At 62.9% G+C, this 15,315-nt stretch carries 16 protein-coding genes and 3 pseudogenes; 8 read left to right on the forward strand and 11 right to left on the reverse strand.

The window, feature by feature from the left end; all coding sequences use genetic code 11:
• Positions 1 to 273: 273 nt before the first annotated feature.
• From WAN02_RS27190 to WAN02_RS27200, 3 genes and pseudogenes are all read right to left on the reverse strand, one after another.
• A complete protein-coding gene (locus tag WAN02_RS27190) occupies positions 274 to 1,077 on the reverse strand; it encodes an acyl-CoA dehydrogenase family protein (RefSeq protein ID WP_422268269.1) in 804 nt (267 codons plus the stop codon).
• Between the two features lie 12 nt (positions 1,078 to 1,089).
• A pseudogene (locus WAN02_RS27195) lies at positions 1,090 to 1,431 on the reverse strand (acyl-CoA dehydrogenase family protein); the annotation flags it as partial.
• On the reverse strand, positions 1,425 to 2,288 hold the full coding sequence (locus WAN02_RS27200) for an enoyl-CoA hydratase-related protein (protein WP_422268241.1): 864 nt from the start codon (positions 2,286 to 2,288) through the stop codon (positions 1,425 to 1,427). The gene WAN02_RS27200 and the pseudogene WAN02_RS27195, both read right to left, overlap by 7 nt.
• Before the next feature lie 354 nt (positions 2,289 to 2,642).
• Here WAN02_RS27200 and WAN02_RS27205 point away from each other — a divergent pair, with 354 nt between their 5' ends.
• The 5 genes from WAN02_RS27205 to WAN02_RS27225 all read left to right on the forward strand — a co-directional run bounded on the left by WAN02_RS27205 (position 2,643) and on the right by WAN02_RS27225 (position 6,801).
• A complete protein-coding gene (locus WAN02_RS27205; RefSeq protein ID WP_422268243.1) occupies positions 2,643 to 3,383 on the forward strand; it encodes an enoyl-CoA hydratase/isomerase family protein in 741 nt (246 codons plus the stop codon).
• A 71-nt stretch (positions 3,384 to 3,454) separates the two neighbouring features.
• Positions 3,455 to 4,567, forward strand: a complete 1,113-nt coding sequence (locus tag WAN02_RS27210) for an acyl-CoA dehydrogenase family protein (protein ID WP_422268245.1) — start codon at positions 3,455 to 3,457, stop codon at positions 4,565 to 4,567.
• Between the two features lie 187 nt (positions 4,568 to 4,754).
• Positions 4,755 to 5,513 (forward strand): SDR family NAD(P)-dependent oxidoreductase, encoded by a 759-nt coding sequence (locus WAN02_RS27215; RefSeq protein WP_422268247.1) that lies wholly within the window; start codon positions 4,755 to 4,757, stop codon positions 5,511 to 5,513.
• 78 nt (positions 5,514 to 5,591) lie between these two features.
• A complete protein-coding gene (locus WAN02_RS27220) occupies positions 5,592 to 6,356 on the forward strand; it encodes an enoyl-CoA hydratase/isomerase family protein (protein ID WP_422268249.1) in 765 nt (254 codons plus the stop codon).
• A gap of 235 nt (positions 6,357 to 6,591) precedes the next feature.
• Positions 6,592 to 6,801, forward strand: a complete 210-nt coding sequence (locus WAN02_RS27225) for a hypothetical protein (RefSeq protein ID WP_422268271.1) — start codon at positions 6,592 to 6,594, stop codon at positions 6,799 to 6,801.
• Here WAN02_RS27225 and WAN02_RS27230 read toward each other — a convergent pair.
• The 5 genes and pseudogenes from WAN02_RS27230 to WAN02_RS27250 form a co-directional block, all read right to left on the reverse strand.
• The gene (locus tag WAN02_RS27230; protein ID WP_422268251.1) at positions 6,711 to 6,935 is read right to left on the reverse strand and encodes an integrase core domain-containing protein; all 225 of its coding nucleotides are present in this window, start codon (positions 6,933 to 6,935) and stop codon (positions 6,711 to 6,713) included. The two genes, WAN02_RS27225 and WAN02_RS27230, sit on opposite strands and share 91 nt — an antisense overlap.
• Before the next feature lie 198 nt (positions 6,936 to 7,133).
• Positions 7,134 to 7,331, reverse strand: coding sequence for a transposase (locus tag WAN02_RS27235; RefSeq protein ID WP_422268253.1), 198 nt, complete (start codon positions 7,329 to 7,331; stop codon positions 7,134 to 7,136).
• A gap of 308 nt (positions 7,332 to 7,639) precedes the next feature.
• A pseudogene (locus tag WAN02_RS27240) lies at positions 7,640 to 7,849 on the reverse strand (MaoC/PaaZ C-terminal domain-containing protein); the annotation flags it as partial.
• 64 nt (positions 7,850 to 7,913) lie between these two features.
• Entirely contained in the window at positions 7,914 to 9,095 is a 1,182-nt protein-coding gene (locus WAN02_RS27245; protein WP_422268255.1) for a CaiB/BaiF CoA transferase family protein, read from the reverse strand.
• A gap of 100 nt (positions 9,096 to 9,195) precedes the next feature.
• Positions 9,196 to 9,399, reverse strand: a pseudogene (locus tag WAN02_RS27250) (SDR family NAD(P)-dependent oxidoreductase); the annotation flags it as partial.
• A gap of 138 nt (positions 9,400 to 9,537) precedes the next feature.
• Here WAN02_RS27250 and WAN02_RS27255 point away from each other — a divergent pair.
• The 3 genes from WAN02_RS27255 to WAN02_RS27265 are packed head-to-tail and all read left to right on the forward strand — an operon-like array spanning position 9,538 to position 12,755.
• The gene (locus WAN02_RS27255; protein WP_422268257.1) at positions 9,538 to 10,773 is read left to right on the forward strand and encodes an OB-fold domain-containing protein; all 1,236 of its coding nucleotides are present in this window, start codon (positions 9,538 to 9,540) and stop codon (positions 10,771 to 10,773) included.
• Complete coding sequence (locus tag WAN02_RS27260) at positions 10,770 to 11,930, forward strand: thiolase C-terminal domain-containing protein (protein ID WP_422268259.1); 1,161 nt, start codon at positions 10,770 to 10,772, stop codon at positions 11,928 to 11,930. Before WAN02_RS27255 ends, WAN02_RS27260 begins: the two co-directional genes overlap by 4 nt.
• A 9-nt stretch (positions 11,931 to 11,939) precedes the next feature.
• Positions 11,940 to 12,755 carry an enoyl-CoA hydratase/isomerase family protein gene (locus WAN02_RS27265; protein ID WP_422268261.1) on the forward strand — a complete coding sequence of 272 codons (816 nt, stop codon included), beginning with the start codon at positions 11,940 to 11,942 and terminating at the stop codon, positions 12,753 to 12,755.
• Positions 12,756 to 12,955: 200 nt separating this feature from the next.
• Here WAN02_RS27265 and WAN02_RS27270 read toward each other — a convergent pair whose 3' ends face one another.
• The 3 genes from WAN02_RS27270 to WAN02_RS27280 all read right to left on the reverse strand — a co-directional run.
• Positions 12,956 to 13,693: a FadR/GntR family transcriptional regulator gene (locus WAN02_RS27270; protein WP_422268263.1), complete on the reverse strand. Its 738-nt coding sequence runs from the start codon at positions 13,691 to 13,693 to the stop codon at positions 12,956 to 12,958.
• A gap of 445 nt (positions 13,694 to 14,138) precedes the next feature.
• The gene (locus WAN02_RS27275; protein WP_422268265.1) at positions 14,139 to 14,441 is read right to left on the reverse strand and encodes a hypothetical protein; all 303 of its coding nucleotides are present in this window, start codon (positions 14,439 to 14,441) and stop codon (positions 14,139 to 14,141) included.
• An 11-nt stretch (positions 14,442 to 14,452) separates the two neighbouring features.
• Positions 14,453 to 15,315: ANL family adenylate-forming protein (locus WAN02_RS27280; RefSeq protein ID WP_422268267.1), on the reverse strand; the 863-nt coding region annotated here is incomplete at its 5' end.

The following is a 15,315-nucleotide window of genomic DNA, read 5'->3' on the forward strand; positions in this document are numbered from 1 at the left end:
TGCCTCAAGCGCTACCTAGCCCGCCAGCTATATCGGACTCTCGAAAGACTCCACACCGAGCCCGGTGCCTACCCCCAGGCCGCTTGACAAGACATAGAAGAGTCCACCGCGGCCACACCGCACTCGGCGGCCAACCACCCGCCACCCGCATACCTAACCTCTCAGGTCAGTACAACGAGGTATTCTCAACGCCGCCCTCATGCGTACTGGCAGGGCCGGCCGTCGGCTCGCGTGGCTCAGAGGCCCTCGATAGCGGTTCACGCAGAGCCGCCGCTATCCACACTTGGGCTCTCGTGGCAAACCGAGTAGGCGCTCAGCCAGTATCATTCGTTGGATCTCGGTGGTGCCACCAAGGATGGTTTGTGCGGGACCAATAAGTAGTCGGTGGGCGAACTCGTCGTGCATTTCACGCGCTTCGAGGTCCGCCTCGAGCACCTGTGACCCGAGCTCGCCGATATCGCGCTGAGTCGTCGAGCTGAGCATCTTTAGGATCGAAAACGCCGGGGATGCGCCGTCTTCATCGCCGGTGGCGAGGGCCCGAAGCCAGGTCGCCCGAAGGAGCCAGACACTCGTCCACGCCTTCACCAGCTCATGGCGCAAAGGCTCGCTCAGCCGGTCGCGGCGCCGGGCTTCCTCGACCAACTGGTCCAACCATGTGAACATCTTTACCGCACCGGCACCAAGTGAGAGGCGTTCACGACCGAGGGTCGTCGTGGCGACCGCCCACCCTTGGCCTTCCTCGCCGAGAAGGGCGCCCTCCTCGAGGCGAACCGATTCCAGCCGGACTTCGTTGAATTTGCTTTCGCCGTCCATCTGTGCGATCGGGGTTACGGTGATGCCGGCCGACTTCATTGGGACGGCGAACGCGGACAGTCCGCTCCGGCCAGGGCCAGTGCGAGCGAGCAAGATGCCGTAATCGGCGACCTGGGCCGCGCTACTCCAGATTTTGTGCCCGTGAACCAGCCACCCCTTACCGTCACGGCGCGCGGTGGTGCGGACGGAGGCCAGGTCGGAACCGGCTTCCGGCTCGGAGAAAAGCTGACACCAAATGTGCTCCCCGGTTCGGATTGGCTCCAACTGCGCCATTTGATCTGGGCGCCCGAAACGAAAAAGGACAGGCCCGACGAAATCGGGGCCAACCATATTCAGTTGACGCGGCACTCCAGCACGGGCGCATTCCTCGGCGAGGATCGCCTGATAGATGATCGGAGCCTGCTGACCGCCATATTGCGGCGGCCAGTGGAGGCAGACATACCCGGCGGCCGCCAACTGGCGATGCCAAGCCCTGCCGGCTGTAATGTCACTGGAGGCGGGCGTGGGGCCGTAATCGCGAAGGCCAGCGGGGCGCGGTGTCTCCGCTAGCCACGCCACCAACCCCTTACGAAACGAATCCGCGCCAGCGCGAGGTCCGGTGTCCATATTCGTCACCATGGGGGCTCCTCGGGTGCAGAGCGGTTTTTGAATTGGATATTTTGGACCGCAAGGTTAGGGGGCGATGGCGCCGACCACGGTGCGAAGTGCGGCGGACGGCGTTCCAGATAGCTTCGAATTCCCTCGGCGAAGTCAGGGCGACCCACCGCTTCGTCGCGGAGGGTGTCGGCTCTTCGAACCACACTGCTAAAGTCCGTGTCCGTCGCATCGCGGATTTGCTGCTTGATGATCGCGACGCAGGTCGGTGACGCGGTTTCTGCTATCTCGTGGGCATAGGCGACGGCGTCCTCGACGACGTGGTCGACGGGGCTAAGGCGGTCTACCAGCCCTATCCGGTAGGCGTCTTCTCCGGTGATCACTCGGGCCGACATCAGCAGATCCAGCGCACGGCTGTGACCGATGAGTCGGGGCAAGATCCAGGCTAGGCCGTGCTCTGCGATCAATCCGCGTCGGGCGAACGCTGTAGTTAACTTCGCCTCCGGAGTGCAGAACCTGACATCACAGAACAAGGCTTCGGCCAGTCCGACGCCTGCCGCTGCACCGTTGATCGCGGCTATCAAGGGTTTCGTGAACGCCATGGGGGTGGTCCGGGGACGCGGATGTTCGGTTCGGTCCGGTGGGCTGGGTGCATCGTTGAGTTCTGTCATGTCAGCGCCGGCGCAGAATCCTCTGCCGGCGCCGGTCACCACGACGGCGCGAATATCGCCGCTCACTTCGGCCAGCTCCAGGAGGTCGAGATACTCGTCCTCCAGTTTCGGCGTCCAGGCATTTAGCCGGTCCGGGCGGTTGAAACTCAGCAACAGCACCTTGCCGCGGCGGTCCGCGAGGACCAGCGGCGAATCCAAACGCTCAGGCATTGTGGCCTCCGGCGGGCAGGTTGCTACTGCGCTTCTGCGTGACTCGGTGCGTGAGCCCCGTTGCGGGGCGCGCGCGGCGGCACCTTCCCCACACGACGTCCCGGCGTCCGGACGGCGTCGCTTGTTCGGTCCTCATCGATCGGTGCTCCCTGAGCGTTGTCTGTTGGTGACACTTGCATTCTCGGCGAACCGTGAGTATACATTAAATCCGTTAGATAATTTGTAATCAGGGTGAATTGCGGCGCAGGTGTTCTCTACGTCGCGCCGGTGCAGTCCCTGCTGCGCGTAAGCATCCGCCGAGACCGTCGACGTAAGTCGACGTCCGCATCGTGAACTAGGCACGGAGGGTACGACGTGACAACCGAGAGCAATTCCACGACCGAATCGCGTCTTGTGAGTGTCGAGCTGGATGGAACGGTGGGTCGACTTCGGCTTCATCGGCCGGCTAAGCGCAACGCACTCACCGCTCAGATGCGACAGGACCTCACAATTTTTCTCGGGCAGTTGGCCTCAGACGACCGCGTGAAGGTCGTGACGCTGATGGGAGATGGCGGCTACTTTTGCTCAGGTTACGACCGACACGAGTTGCACGCCGCGGCGCCCGGTGAGCTGCGATCGGCGATAACCGCCGATTCAGCCGCGTTGCATCGGGCGGTCGCTCACTTTCCAAAGCCGTTGATCGCTGGCATCGATGGCTATGCCTTGGGAGCCGGATTCGACATTGCGATGATGTGCGACATCAGAATCGCAACCGAGCGTGCGCAATTCGGTCACGTTGAGGTACCCGAAGGCGGTATCGCGCTGTATACGCCGATGCTCCGAGCTGTTGGCGCCACTTGGGCACGAGAGCTGTGTCTCACCGGGCGTCGCATCGACAGCGCAACTGCCAACCGGATCGGCGTCGTCTCGGAAGTGGTGTCGCCGGAGGACCTTGCCGAAGCGGTGGACCGCGAGGCTCAATTGGTATCGCGAGCAGCGCTTCGCACCCTGATGTACACCAAGAGCCTGTTTTCCACCCGCGATCAAACGGAGGAATGGTTGATCCGCGAACACGATGAAGCATTCAACAGCGGATTCCTCATAGGGCATGTCTAGCGCCACTTCCTCGGACGATTACTCAACGACAACGGCCACAGCCCTACAGCAGGCAACACAGAAGGACCGCAGTGGACTTCACCCTCACCGAGGAACAACAGCACCTGCAACAGGTGGCGCGGGCGTTCTTCGAAAAACGATCGCCAGAGGCGGAGGTGCGGCGGCTAATGGCCACCGGCCAGGGATTCGATCGCCAGCTGTGGGCGGACCTCGCTGACATGGGTCTGCTGGGGCTGTGTATACCGTCACAATGGGGTGGCAGTGATGCCGGGCCGGTGGAAGTAGGCATCGTGATGGAGGAAGCCGGCCGTGCCCTACTGGTCGCCCCGTACTTCGCTACCGTCGCACTGGCCATCCCGGCGCTTCTCTACACCCAGGACCATGCGGCGTGCGATGAGTACCTGCCGCGCATCGCATCCGGGCAGTGCGTCGCGACGCTTGCCGTCACCGAGCAGTCCGGCTCCTGGAACGCAGACACGACGGAGTCGTTGGCACGCCACGATGGCGCCGGCTGGCGACTCGAAGGCACGAAAGCGTATGTGCCCGCCGGGAATATCGCGGACTTAATCATCGTCACCGCACAAACACCCGCTGGCCCGAGTGTGTTCGCGGTCGATGCCCACAGCCCAGGCCTGATCGTCACCCCCCTCCCAACCATCGACCAGACGCGTAAACAAGCGACAGTGGAACTGCGCGACGTACCCGCGCGACTGCTGGGAGCACAAGCCGCAGCCCCACAGATTCTCGACCGAGTCCTCGACCTGGCCGCCGTTTGGTTGGCTGCTGAACAAAGTGGCGGTGCACGCCGCGCATTGGAGATGGCAGTCGCCTACGCCAAGATCCGGCACCAGTTCAATCGCCCGATCGGCTCTTTCCAAGCCGTCAAAACCATCTGCGCGGACATGCTCATCGCCGTCGAGTGCTCCACCTCGGCCGCTCTCTACGGCCTGTGGGCCGCAGCGGAGGCCTCCCCCGAGCTGCCCGTCGCAGCCAGTCTTGCCAAAGCGTTCTGCTCTGACGCCTTCAAAGAGGTGTCCGCCAAGAACATTCAGGTGCACGGCGGGATAGGTTTCACCTGGGAACATCCCGCTCACCTGTACTACAAACGTGCCCGCAGCAGCGCTGTACTTCTCGGAGACGCGCGCCAGCACCGGGCGGCGCTCGCCTCCCGGATCGGTTACTGAAGGGAACCATCGAGATGGGACTGCTCGACAGTGTTCGGGTATTGGACCTCCACGGACTGCTGACCCGTCCTACGGAACCGGCCGCGAGAAACCACGGTTTCAACCGTCGGGAATTGTTTATTGATTCATGGCGGGTGTGCCATTTTCTCGAGGTCCGCGGGCATGGAACACACGGGGGAGGAACAGAGTGACTACTGGACGATTGGCCGATCGGGTGGCCGTGGTGACCGGCGCCGGTCAGGGATTGGGCCGCGCGATCGCCATTCGGTACGCCGCCGAGGGCGCCGACGTCGGCGTCGTCGACATCAACTTCGCTGCAGCGCGAGCGGTCACCGATGAGATCACCGCAGCGGGGGGAAAGGCGATCGCCGTCGCATGTGACGTCGGCAAGCGTGCCGACGTCGAGCAGGCGGCCGCGGTCATCGCCGACGCGTTGGGGCCCATCACCGTGCTGGTGAGCAACGCGGGAGTCACGCGTCCGGCGATGTTGTGGAAGATGTCTGATGAGCAGTGGTCCACCGTGATGGACATTCATGTCAATGGCGCTTTCCATTGGCTACAGGCGGTGGTGGCCGGCATGAGGCACGCCAAGAAGGGGTCTATCACTCTGACCACGTCGGCAGCCGGCATCACTGGGACCATCGGCCAGATCAACTACTCCACGGCGAAATCCGCGCTACTGGGGATGACCCGCTCGGCGGCCCGCGAACTCGCCGACTACAACATCGTTGTCAACGCGGTCGCGCCGGTCGCTGCGACCCCGATGACGGAGACGATTCGCACTGACGAGCGATTCAAAGACACTTACCTCGAACGGATTCCGCTCAAGCGATGGGTCGAACCGGACGAGATCGCCGGTGCATACGTCTTCTTGGCGTCGGATGAGGCCAGCTACATGACGGGACAGGTGGTGGCTATCGACGGCGGTTTGGTGATGGTCCGGTGAGGCTACCGCCGGCGCCGCCCGAACTGCCCGGGTTCGCTGCTGACCAAACGATTGCCACCACGACATTAGGGATCTGATATGCATCATGAGATCACGATCACTACCGCGAATCATGTTGCGGTCATACAGATCTGTCGGCCGCCGGCCAACTATTTCGATCACGGGCTCATCGGTGAGCTTGTTCGCTCGGCATTCGAGCTGCAAACGAACGGGACACGGGTCATTGTGCTGTGTTCTGAGGGCAAACACTTCTGCGCCGGCGCCAACTTCGCCAGTCAGGCGCTGGAGAACGACCGAACTCGGAGCTCGAAACTGCTGTACCGCGAGGCGATCCGACTATTCGAAGTGGAGATTCCGATCATTGCCGCCGTGCAAGGCTCGGCGGTCGGTGGCGGCCTCGGCCTGGCCTGTGCGGCGGATTTCCGGGTCGCGTCGCCGGGCACACGCTTTCATGCCAACTTTTCCTCGCTGGGATTTCATCAGGGCTTTGGGCTCAGTGTGACGTTGCCTGAGATCGTCGGTGCTCAGCAGGGGATGGACCTGCTGTACACGAGTCGTCGGATCGACGGACAACGGGCCCTGGAGATCGGCTTGGCCGATCGCCTGGTACCTGATGGCGACACACGCGACGCGGCGCTCAACTGGGCCGAAGAAATCGCCCAAGTCGCACCGTTGGCCGTCCGTTCCATCAAGGCGACCCTGCGCGGGGGGCTGATCCAGCGGGTCCGCGCAGTCCTCGATCGTGAGCTCGCCGAACAGGGGCGACTGTGGGCAACCAAGGACAGCGAAATTGGTATCGCCGCCAACCTGGCCCGTGAGCGGCCAATCTTCGTTGGCGAATGAGCGGTCCTTCGGTTCCTAGCACGTCGAGTTGGTCACTTCCGACACTGACTTCCGGATCTCGAGAGGTCGATATCGAACACAACAAGAGCAGGGGCAGTGACCGAGGCGACAATCGACGGAGCTTCGGCGATTGTCAGCCGTGGAGCTGGCGGTCTTGGCGAGACGACGGTATGCCGCCCGCACACGAGGGTTGGGTATGGTCATCCTCGATCGGGCCGAAGACAAGGACATCGCGATGGCCGATGAATCGGGCAGCAAGGCCACCTTGTTCAGTACTGATGTGACCGGCGACGACAGCTTCAACGCCGCGATCGAACAGGCCAACTGGGTTTCCCCTGAAATCGTCGAGGCTTTTTATGCTGCGGCCGGTTGGTCCGCAGCAAGTCTCTCGTATTGGATTGGCGCCATCAATGCCGCCGAGCTGTGTCGGCGTCGGGTGTTGTAGAAGTCCTGGCACCACACCACCTGGCGTGCATGGGCTTTGGTGGTGAAATGATGCCGGGACAGGACCTCGTGTTCGAGGGTCGAGAAGAACGCCTCCGCGGCGGCGTTATCGAAACATGAACCGACCCTTCCCATCGATTGGGACACCCCGAGCTTTCGGCAGAGAGTCGTGAAACCCGCTGCAGTATAGTATGCGGCACCCGGCGCATGGTCCTCTGGTCAGCGACGAAGCGGGCCACGCGCACTTCGTCGCCTCGTTGACCCAGAGAACCACCGATCGTTTCGAAACATCGCGCTCCATCCGCAACTTGGCGTTCTCGGCTCGCAACCGCTTCAGCTCCGCGGCATCCCCGGTCGAAAGCCCTTGCGTGCCATCGTGTTCAGCGCGGTCCTTGGCACCCAGTTGCCCAGGGTGCCCGGGCGCACACCCAGGTCCCGGGATATCTGGGCGATCGGCTTACCGGTCTCACGGACGATGCGCACCGCACCCTCCCGAAACTCCGGATCGAACTTCCTTCGCGAATTTGGCATAACTACACCTCATAGTCCATGCCTCCACGGTTTTGGGGGATATCCAGATGCCGATCCTGGCGCCAGTGATTGACGGTGCGCCAAGGCACGTTGACAGAGGGTTGACGAGTGGGCAAAGCTCGTTCCCTCGGCAGTCTCGGGGCTGGGGGGAAAGCTCATCAAGATTTGGCCGTCGGGGTCTACCGTGTACCGGCCGCTCCAGGATGCGTTCTCCAACGATGACGAGGTCGCGCAACTCGTCAATTCATTGACCGAGGATGGTGCGCAGGCTGTATCTCAGTTGAGCATGCCGGCAACGGCTGTCATGTCAGCGACAATGTCAGGAACCCGTGGGCAATCGTAGCACCGTAGGGGCTTTCAGTTTTTGCGCGGTCAGCGTAGACATGAATCCATTGATTGTCTTCAGTGACGTCGACGAACGCGTCAAAACGCATCTGGTCTAACTCTTTTCATCCGCTGGCGCCCAACTCCTGTCCCACGGACGCTACGGCCTCGTCGAGTGACCAGATAACTTTCATCAGTCGTCGCTCCTTGTCCCGGGTGATGAACCGAATCGATCGATTCGGTCCGTCGGACGGAACGTCATACCGCGCACGCACGTCGGAGAGCGACAATACCGGCCGCGTCGTACCCGATCTCGGAGAGAACGGCATCGGTATGCTCGCCGACTTGCGGTGCACGGCAACGGATCCTTCCGGGCGACGCGGACATCACGACGGGAAATGCCACCAGAGGAACGGGCTTGCTCGCCGTGGGATAACCGACCGGCTCGAACGCCCGGATCTGTTGTGTGTGGGGGAGCTCGAGTGCCTCGCGCGGTGAGAGAACCGGGCCGCCAGGCACTTTGAACTTTGCCATCGCACTGAGGCACTCGTCGGTCGTCCGGTCCGCGCACCAGGCTCCCATGTACGCCGACAACGCCGCACCGTGCTCACCGCGAGACGCATCGGTCTGAAAACGACTGTCCTCAAACAGTTCCCGGCGATCGATCATCTCGGTCCAGCGGCGGAACTGAGGTGAGCCGATCACCGTGCACATGATCCAACCGTCGCGTGTCCGGAACAGGTCCGACGGACCCATGATGTGCCCGCGGTTGTGGATGGATTCACGGTCCAACCCCAGCATCGACTCCTCAATCAGCGCCGTGCTGTTGGACGTCACCGCGGTGCGAAGAAGGGCGGCCTCGATCAGCTGCCCTGCGCCGGTGCGCATTCGGTGCATCAACGCCGCCAACGTCGCCATGGCGGCCAACATCCCGGTGGAGAAGTCGGTGTGCGACGCGACCGCACGCGTGGGGCTACCCGGCGGGCCCGTGAGATAGATCTGTCCCGACGAGGCCTGGGCGAGCGCTTCGAAGCCGACCTTGTCGCTCCACTCGCCCCCGGATCCCCATGCGTTCACAGTCGTCACGATGATGTCACTCTTGATGGCCCGCAGCGTTTCGTAATCCAGTCCCGTCGACCGTAGAGCCTGCACCGGAAGATTGGCCACCACGACGTCCGAGGTGGCGACGAGGCGGGTGAGGACGTCGCGACCGGCAGGCTTGGTCAGGTCCAGGGTGATGCCCCTCTTGCCGCGGTTGCACTGCAGGTAGACCGCACCTGTCCCGTCGGCGGTGACCGGCGAAACCCACCGGTCCTCGCTACCGCCGACCCGGTCGACACGGATTACCTCCGCCCCGAGATCGGCCAGCAAGGCAGCGCAGTACGGCCCTGCGATGTAGGTGCCGAAATCGAGGACCCGGATGCCGTCCAAGACCCCCACGTCACTAACCGATGTGGGCGGCAAGTGTGGCCCGATGTGTCGAAGCGTCGCCGAGTAGCACAGCGCTGCTACGTGCACGCTTGTCGTACAGATGAGCCGGCACGTCGCACGGCACCGACACTGCGTCGCCGCCGGCCTCCTCAACCGCCTCAACCGTGTCACGCAGCGTACCCGCGATCTTCGGGTTGGGCGCCTCGGTCCGAGCCAGGATCGCCACGCGCGCCCCGTCGGCGGCCACCCGCACAGCGATCTCGCGACCAATGCCTCGGCTAGCGCCGGTCACCACGACAACCTGATCCACCAAAGTCCGGCGACGCTCACCTGCCACTGTGCACTCTTTCCTAGGACGCCTGGCCGCATTGCCGACCGGAATGATATAACTATATCTCGTATTCGCGGTCTGGATCTACCCGGCCGTTGACCGGTGACGAAAAGAGGCGGTATGACGAGATTTATTTCGTTCGGCACGTACCTGCCACCGTGGCAGCTGGGCAACCGGAGGGTCAAAGGACCCGACGAGGACGCGCTAACCATGGCGGTGGCGGCAGGACGGGCGGCAGACCCGGCCATGTCAGCACAACGGGTGGTGCTGGTCACTCGCGACTTCCCGCTGTTGGAGGGCGGTAACGGCGCGGCACTGCTCGCAGGGCTGTCATTGGCGCAGACAATCCCGGTCACCGAGGTGTTGGGGGGTGGCCCTGCTGTGCTGGACCAAATCCTCCAAAGTGGCCCCGGCACACTCGTGGTCGCTGCTGACGACAACGAGTCGGCGGTAGGCGCCGCGGCGGCGCTTGTTGGCGAAGCCGACAGCGGCTGCGAGCTGCTGGCCGTCGGACGGCGCACGGGCAGCTTGCCGATGCAGGCGCGCGGGGCGGACGGTGCGCGGCATCTGTACGCGGATCCGAGGCTGCAGCGTGAAATCGGTGTCCGTTCGGCCTTGCCGCACCTGGGCCTGTCGCGATCTGAACCGATCGTGGCGGTCGCCGGCGTGAAGACGAGCGAGCTGGGCAACGGATTCGACACCGCAGCGGCGTCGAATGATCCCTCGCCGGGATCCGCGGCAGTGATCAGGCTCATCGCCGCAGCGGCGGAGGATGCGCAGGAGGGGGTGGTGCTCGCAGTGGAGCACGCCAGCATCGGTGCGGCGCTTCTGCGTGAAGGTCCCACCGCACCCCGCGTCACGCGTGACGAGGCACCTGCACGTGAGCTGCCGAAGCTGCGCACCACGGTCGGCAACGGTATCCCGATATCACTTCCCGCCTATGCACGCGCGTTCGAACCCAAGCTGCGTTGGGAAGCAGCCGTTTTCGATGACAACAGCGGTGTCGACGATGTGCCGTTGACCCCGCCGCGGCTACGTGTCAGCCCCGCCGGTGAGCTCTTGAATTACAGACTGTCACCGTTGCCGCGTACCGGGGCCATCTACACCCAAACAACCATCCGTATCCCTGTGCCTGACCTGCCCGGCCCGTACTCGCTTGCCGTCGTTGAGCTCGACGACAGTCCGGTACGGGTCCTGCTCAAGCTCACCGGCGTGCCCGCCGGTGAGGCGAACATCGGCCAACACGGCTCGGTGGTGCTGCGCAGAATCGCGACGCGCGCAGGCATCCCCGATTACGGATACATGTTCTGGCCTGGAAAGTTGGAGAACCTTGAGTCCGCGGGAGCGCTGCGATGAGGAGAGTCGCGATGGTCGGTGCTGGAATGACTCCGTTCGGGGAGCATTTCGGCCTAGGTATCAAGGATCTGCTGCCGATGGCCTACGCCGAAGCCGTTGCGCATGTGGACAAAGGTATCGATCGCTCTGAGATCCAGGCTGCCTGGTTCGGCTCGCTGACCACCACCGACGGTTTCCCCTCGGGCATTCTCGCCGACACCCTCGATCTCGTCGAAATCCCCGTCACACGTGTGGAGAACGCGTGCGCCACCGGCAACGACGCCATTCGCAACGGGACCATCGCCGTGGCGTCGGGAATGTACGACGTGGTTCTGGTCGTCGGCGCGGAAAAAGTTCGTGAGACCGCGTCTAATGTCTCGTTTTGGGAATGGGCTGCGATGACCCGAGACGTCGCATGGGATTACCCGCTGGGCCTGATTGCCCCGGCGAACTTCGCACTGCACGTCGCCCGCTATCTGCATGAGTCGCCTGCCACGAGGGAGCACATGGCGATGGTGGCGGTCAAGAACCACTTCCATGCGCTAAAAAACCCGAAAGCTCAACTGCGCTACGAGATCACCGTCGAGCAGGCACTGGCTGCGCCGCTGATTGCCGATCCGTTCGGAGTGTATGACTGCACGCCGCAAAGCGATGGTGCAGCCGCGGTGATCCTGGCCGCCGAGGAGATCGCGGACCGTTACACGGACCGACCGGTGTGGGTGCGCGGCGTCGGGATCGGTATGGACCGCGTGATGCACCAACACAAGAAGGATATGACCTCGTTTCCGCCGACGATTCGCGCCGCCAAGGCGGCGATGTCGATGGCCGGGGTGACGCCACGGCAGATCGATGTCGCCGAAGTTCATGACTGTTTTACCGGCGTCGAGCTGATCAACTACGAAGATCTGGGTTTCGCCAGTCGCTTTGAGGCTTACAAGCTCATTGAGGCCGGCGAGACCTACGTTGGCGGGTCGATGCCGGTCAATCCCAGCGGCGGCCTCAAGGCTAAGGGCCATCCACCCGGCGCTACCGGCGTCGCACAGTGTTATGAGTTGTTCAACCAACTGCGCGGAGAAGCGGAGAATCAGGTCGACAGTGCTCGAATTGCGCTGGCGCACAACATTGGTGGACCGACAGCAGTCGCGGCGGTAACCGTCCTTTCGGCAGACAAGGATTGACAGGAACATATGACTACATCCGAGATCTCCACGTTGGCTGCCTATGACGGGTTTGCGCCGTCGGTGCTGGTGGAGAAAAGAGGCGACGTACACCTGGTCAGCATCAACCGGCCCGAGGCGCTCAACGCGGTCAACGAGCCGCTACACGACGCGCTGGGCAGCATCTGGCGCGTTTTGGGCGACGACGACGATGTGCGCTCTGTCGTCATCACCGGGGCAGGCGGCAAGGCCTTCTCGGCCGGCGGTGATATGGTGATGTTCGGGCGCCTGATCGAGGACGCCGACGCGCGGGCTCGCCAGATCGCCGGTGCCCGAACGGTGTTCACCGAGGTGATCAACTTCGGCAAGCCACTCGTGTCGGCAGTCAGCGGACCCGCGGTGGGGCTGGGCTGCTCGTTGGCGCTGTTGTCTGATCTGTTGGTGATGGGGGAGAGCAGTTATCTGGCCGACCCACACGTTGCAGTAGGACTCACTGCCGGCGACGGCGGAGCGGCGATGCTGCCGCTGCTCATCGGGATGATGAAAGCCAAAGAATACGTGCTGCTTGGTGACAAGATCACGGCGCCGATCGCTAAAGAACTCAACCTGGTTACCCGCGTAGTACCCGACGACAAGGTGCTCGACGAAGCCTTGGGCCTGGGAGCTCGGCTGGCCGCTTTGCCCGCCCAGGCCGTGCAGTCGTCGAAGATCGCGATGAACATGCACCTGTCTCGGGCGGCGTTTGGGGTGCTGGAGTACGCACTGGCCGCCGAATACACATCGTTTTCCACCCAGGACTTCAAGGACCGCGTGAACACGTTCCTCACACGCTCCAAGCGGCCCTAGGCCATAGCTCCGCACGAAGGGTAGCCGCTACCATCAGGCACCGGCATCCGAGCCCGCGCCCTGCCTGTAGGAATAGGTTGACAAATGGGTGGCCCTTGACGGACCGGACTGCGATTGAGGCTCCGCCGTTTTCGTCCCGACCCGCCGGGCCAACTTGGGCCACGTGAAATACCGTCGGCGTGCGTCGTCGCCAGTGCTGCTCATTCCAACAGGTCGACGACCGTCGACAGTTCTGAACCCGACAACGCGTATTCCTCGGCCTTTTTGAGGTGGCGACTCCACAGGTCTACAGCACCGTCGGCATCGCCTGCCTTGATCATTTCCAGTACCATTTGGTGGGTCTTGGACGCGCGCCTGCCCGCCTGAGCGGCTCGCGGCCCCTTGCTCGGCTGTATTGACCGGTTTGCCTTCTCGATGATGTGGTAGAGCATCTCACTGACGATCTGCATGGTCTTGTTCCGCGACAGTCTGGCTATCGCGGTATGAAACTCGGTGCGCGCGTCGACCGCCGCATCGCCTTCCACGTCGCCCTCCAGCGCAACGATCATCTCGAGTTCGGCGATGGCAGCGCGCGGTTGCTCCGTGGCGAGCTGGAAGATCATCGGTGTTTCGATGTTCGCGCGTGCAGCGTAGACATCTTTGAGAGTCACGCCCTCGTACTCCAAAATGAGGCCGGCGTACCGCGCGAGTGTTTGACGCTGCGGACGAGTCACGCGTGCTCCACCACGCACCCCGCGTTCGACCTTGATCAAAGACTCCGACTCGAGGACCCGAAATGCCTCTCGCAGTGTTGGCCGTGACACCCCGAACCGTTCCATGAGCGTGGACTCCGATGGCAGCATGTCACCTTCGGCGATTTCGCCGCGGACCATCATCCGCCGCAAAACGGTGGCAACCCGTTCGGCCATTTTCGGTTCCCGAAGGCTATCGACCTGCACGTACGACTCCTCCCGATGACCGCGCACATAGCGCGATTCATTTAACTAGTGCGATATTAGCCTGTTTAAGCCTAGTCCGCCCGCGCCGCTGTCTCCAGGCACGGCGGTTCATCAGCGATTCCCGCGTGCCGCGGGGTGCTTTCTGATTCAGGTAGTTGAGGGCATTGCGGATCATCGGATACAGGTATCGGCAGAGTCGCGCATCGGTCCTGGCGACCACGTATGCGCCATGTAGCGCAATGCCTGCAGTCGCAGAACACGGTCGATGGACACTTCTTCGCCAGCGAGCCCAGGGACGGGGAACGAGGGCAGCCCCTTTCGGAATTGCCCTAACACACAGTGTCAATATATGCAGCTATTAATCTCCATTGGAAACTCGAGTCCTTTTCGGCGGCTCTTACCCCCAAGGTTTGGCGCCCCTCGGGTCCACAGCCGGCTTCTGGCGTCAGTCGCTCGCAGGAAGCGGCTTGGCGTCTTTGAGGTTGAGTGGCGTATCCCCGATACTAAGAGTTCCCGTACCGGACTTAGTCACGAGCACTTCGGCGCCGGTGTCATCGACGTAACGCTTGCCCATGACGTTTCCCGTGCAGAATGCCGGATTCGCGGTGGCGCCGGGCGACGTCGGACCGGCGACGGGCACCATCGGCACGCCACCGGCACGCAGGTCCTTGAAGGCGTCGCTGACCCGGATCACTATGACCTCGGTCTGGCACACCTGGCTGCGTAAGCGGGTTCCGTTCTTGATCATTGCGTGCTCCTTCAGTGATTGGTGGCCGACCGACTTTCGACTCTCGCCGGTTGAAGTTCCTCGAGGAGTTGGCGGCGCAGCACTTTGCCGGTGGTGTTGGCGGGCAGGTGATCGCGGAACACCACTCGGTCCGGAGTGCGCGAACTGCGCAGGCTGCGACGAACATGCTCGCGCAATTCATCCGGATCGGGTGTGACGCCCCCCACCGGGACGACAACTGCGACGATGATCTGACCCCACTGGAGGTCGTCGACGCCGACGACTGCCACGTCACGAACGTCTGGATGCTCGACGAGTGCGTCCTCCACCTCAGCTGGCGCGATGTTTTCGCCTCCGCGGATGATCGTGTCGTCGCCGCGGCCAATGACGAAGAGATAGCCGTCCTCGTCGATCGTGGCTAGGTCTTTGGTCGCGAACCATCCGGCAGCGTCCAATACCGAGCCGATTCCGCTATAGCGGCCAGACACCTGTGGCCCGCGGACGAACAGTTCGCCGGTCTCGTTGGGCCCCAGCCGGCCGCCGTCCTCGCCACGGATCTCGATCTCGATACCGGGTACGGGCCTGCCCACCGAGCCCAGTCGTCGAGCCACAGATTCGTGGGCGGCGCGCAGGGCAACGCGGTGGTCGGCTGGCGTCAGCACCGCGATCGTGGAACTTGTCTCGGTCAGACCGTAGGCGTTGACGAAGCCCACCTCCGGCAGCAGATCCAACGCCTTGCGTACGAGCGGCAAAGCCACTTTCGAGCCGCCATATGCCAAGTTCTGAAGCGTTGGCAATGCAATCATTTCGCTGTCCAGTAGTGCGACAATCCGATCGAGCATGGTTGGGACCACCGTGGCGGTGGTGATGCGCTCGGCGATAACGAGACGGACCC

The organism is Mycobacterium sp., assembly GCF_049281135.1.
GTDB lineage: Bacteria > Actinomycetota > Actinomycetes > Mycobacteriales > Mycobacteriaceae > Mycobacterium.

What these genes read in the sequence shown, in the direction of transcription:
- WAN02_RS27220 (WP_422268249.1), top strand. Translation starts at nt 5,592, where the DNA reads ATGCATCATGAGATCACGATCACTACCGCGAATCATGTTGCGGTCATA.
- WAN02_RS27275 (WP_422268265.1), bottom strand. Translation starts at nt 14,441, where the DNA reads ATGATCAAGAACGGAACCCGCTTACGCAGCCAGGTGTGCCAGACCGAG.
- WAN02_RS27265 (WP_422268261.1), top strand. Translation starts at nt 11,940, where the DNA reads ATGACTACATCCGAGATCTCCACGTTGGCTGCCTATGACGGGTTTGCG.
- WAN02_RS27230 (WP_422268251.1), bottom strand. Translation starts at nt 6,935, where the DNA reads ATGGGAAGGGTCGGTTCATGTTTCGATAACGCCGCCGCGGAGGCGTTC.
- WAN02_RS27235 (WP_422268253.1), bottom strand. Translation starts at nt 7,331, where the DNA reads ATGCCAAATTCGCGAAGGAAGTTCGATCCGGAGTTTCGGGAGGGTGCG.
- WAN02_RS27200 (WP_422268241.1), bottom strand. Translation starts at nt 2,288, where the DNA reads ATGCCTGAGCGTTTGGATTCGCCGCTGGTCCTCGCGGACCGCCGCGGC.
- WAN02_RS27260 (WP_422268259.1), top strand. Translation starts at nt 10,770, where the DNA reads ATGAGGAGAGTCGCGATGGTCGGTGCTGGAATGACTCCGTTCGGGGAG.
- WAN02_RS27225 (WP_422268271.1), top strand. Translation starts at nt 6,592, where the DNA reads ATGGCCGATGAATCGGGCAGCAAGGCCACCTTGTTCAGTACTGATGTG.
- WAN02_RS27255 (WP_422268257.1), top strand. Translation starts at nt 9,538, where the DNA reads ATGACGAGATTTATTTCGTTCGGCACGTACCTGCCACCGTGGCAGCTG.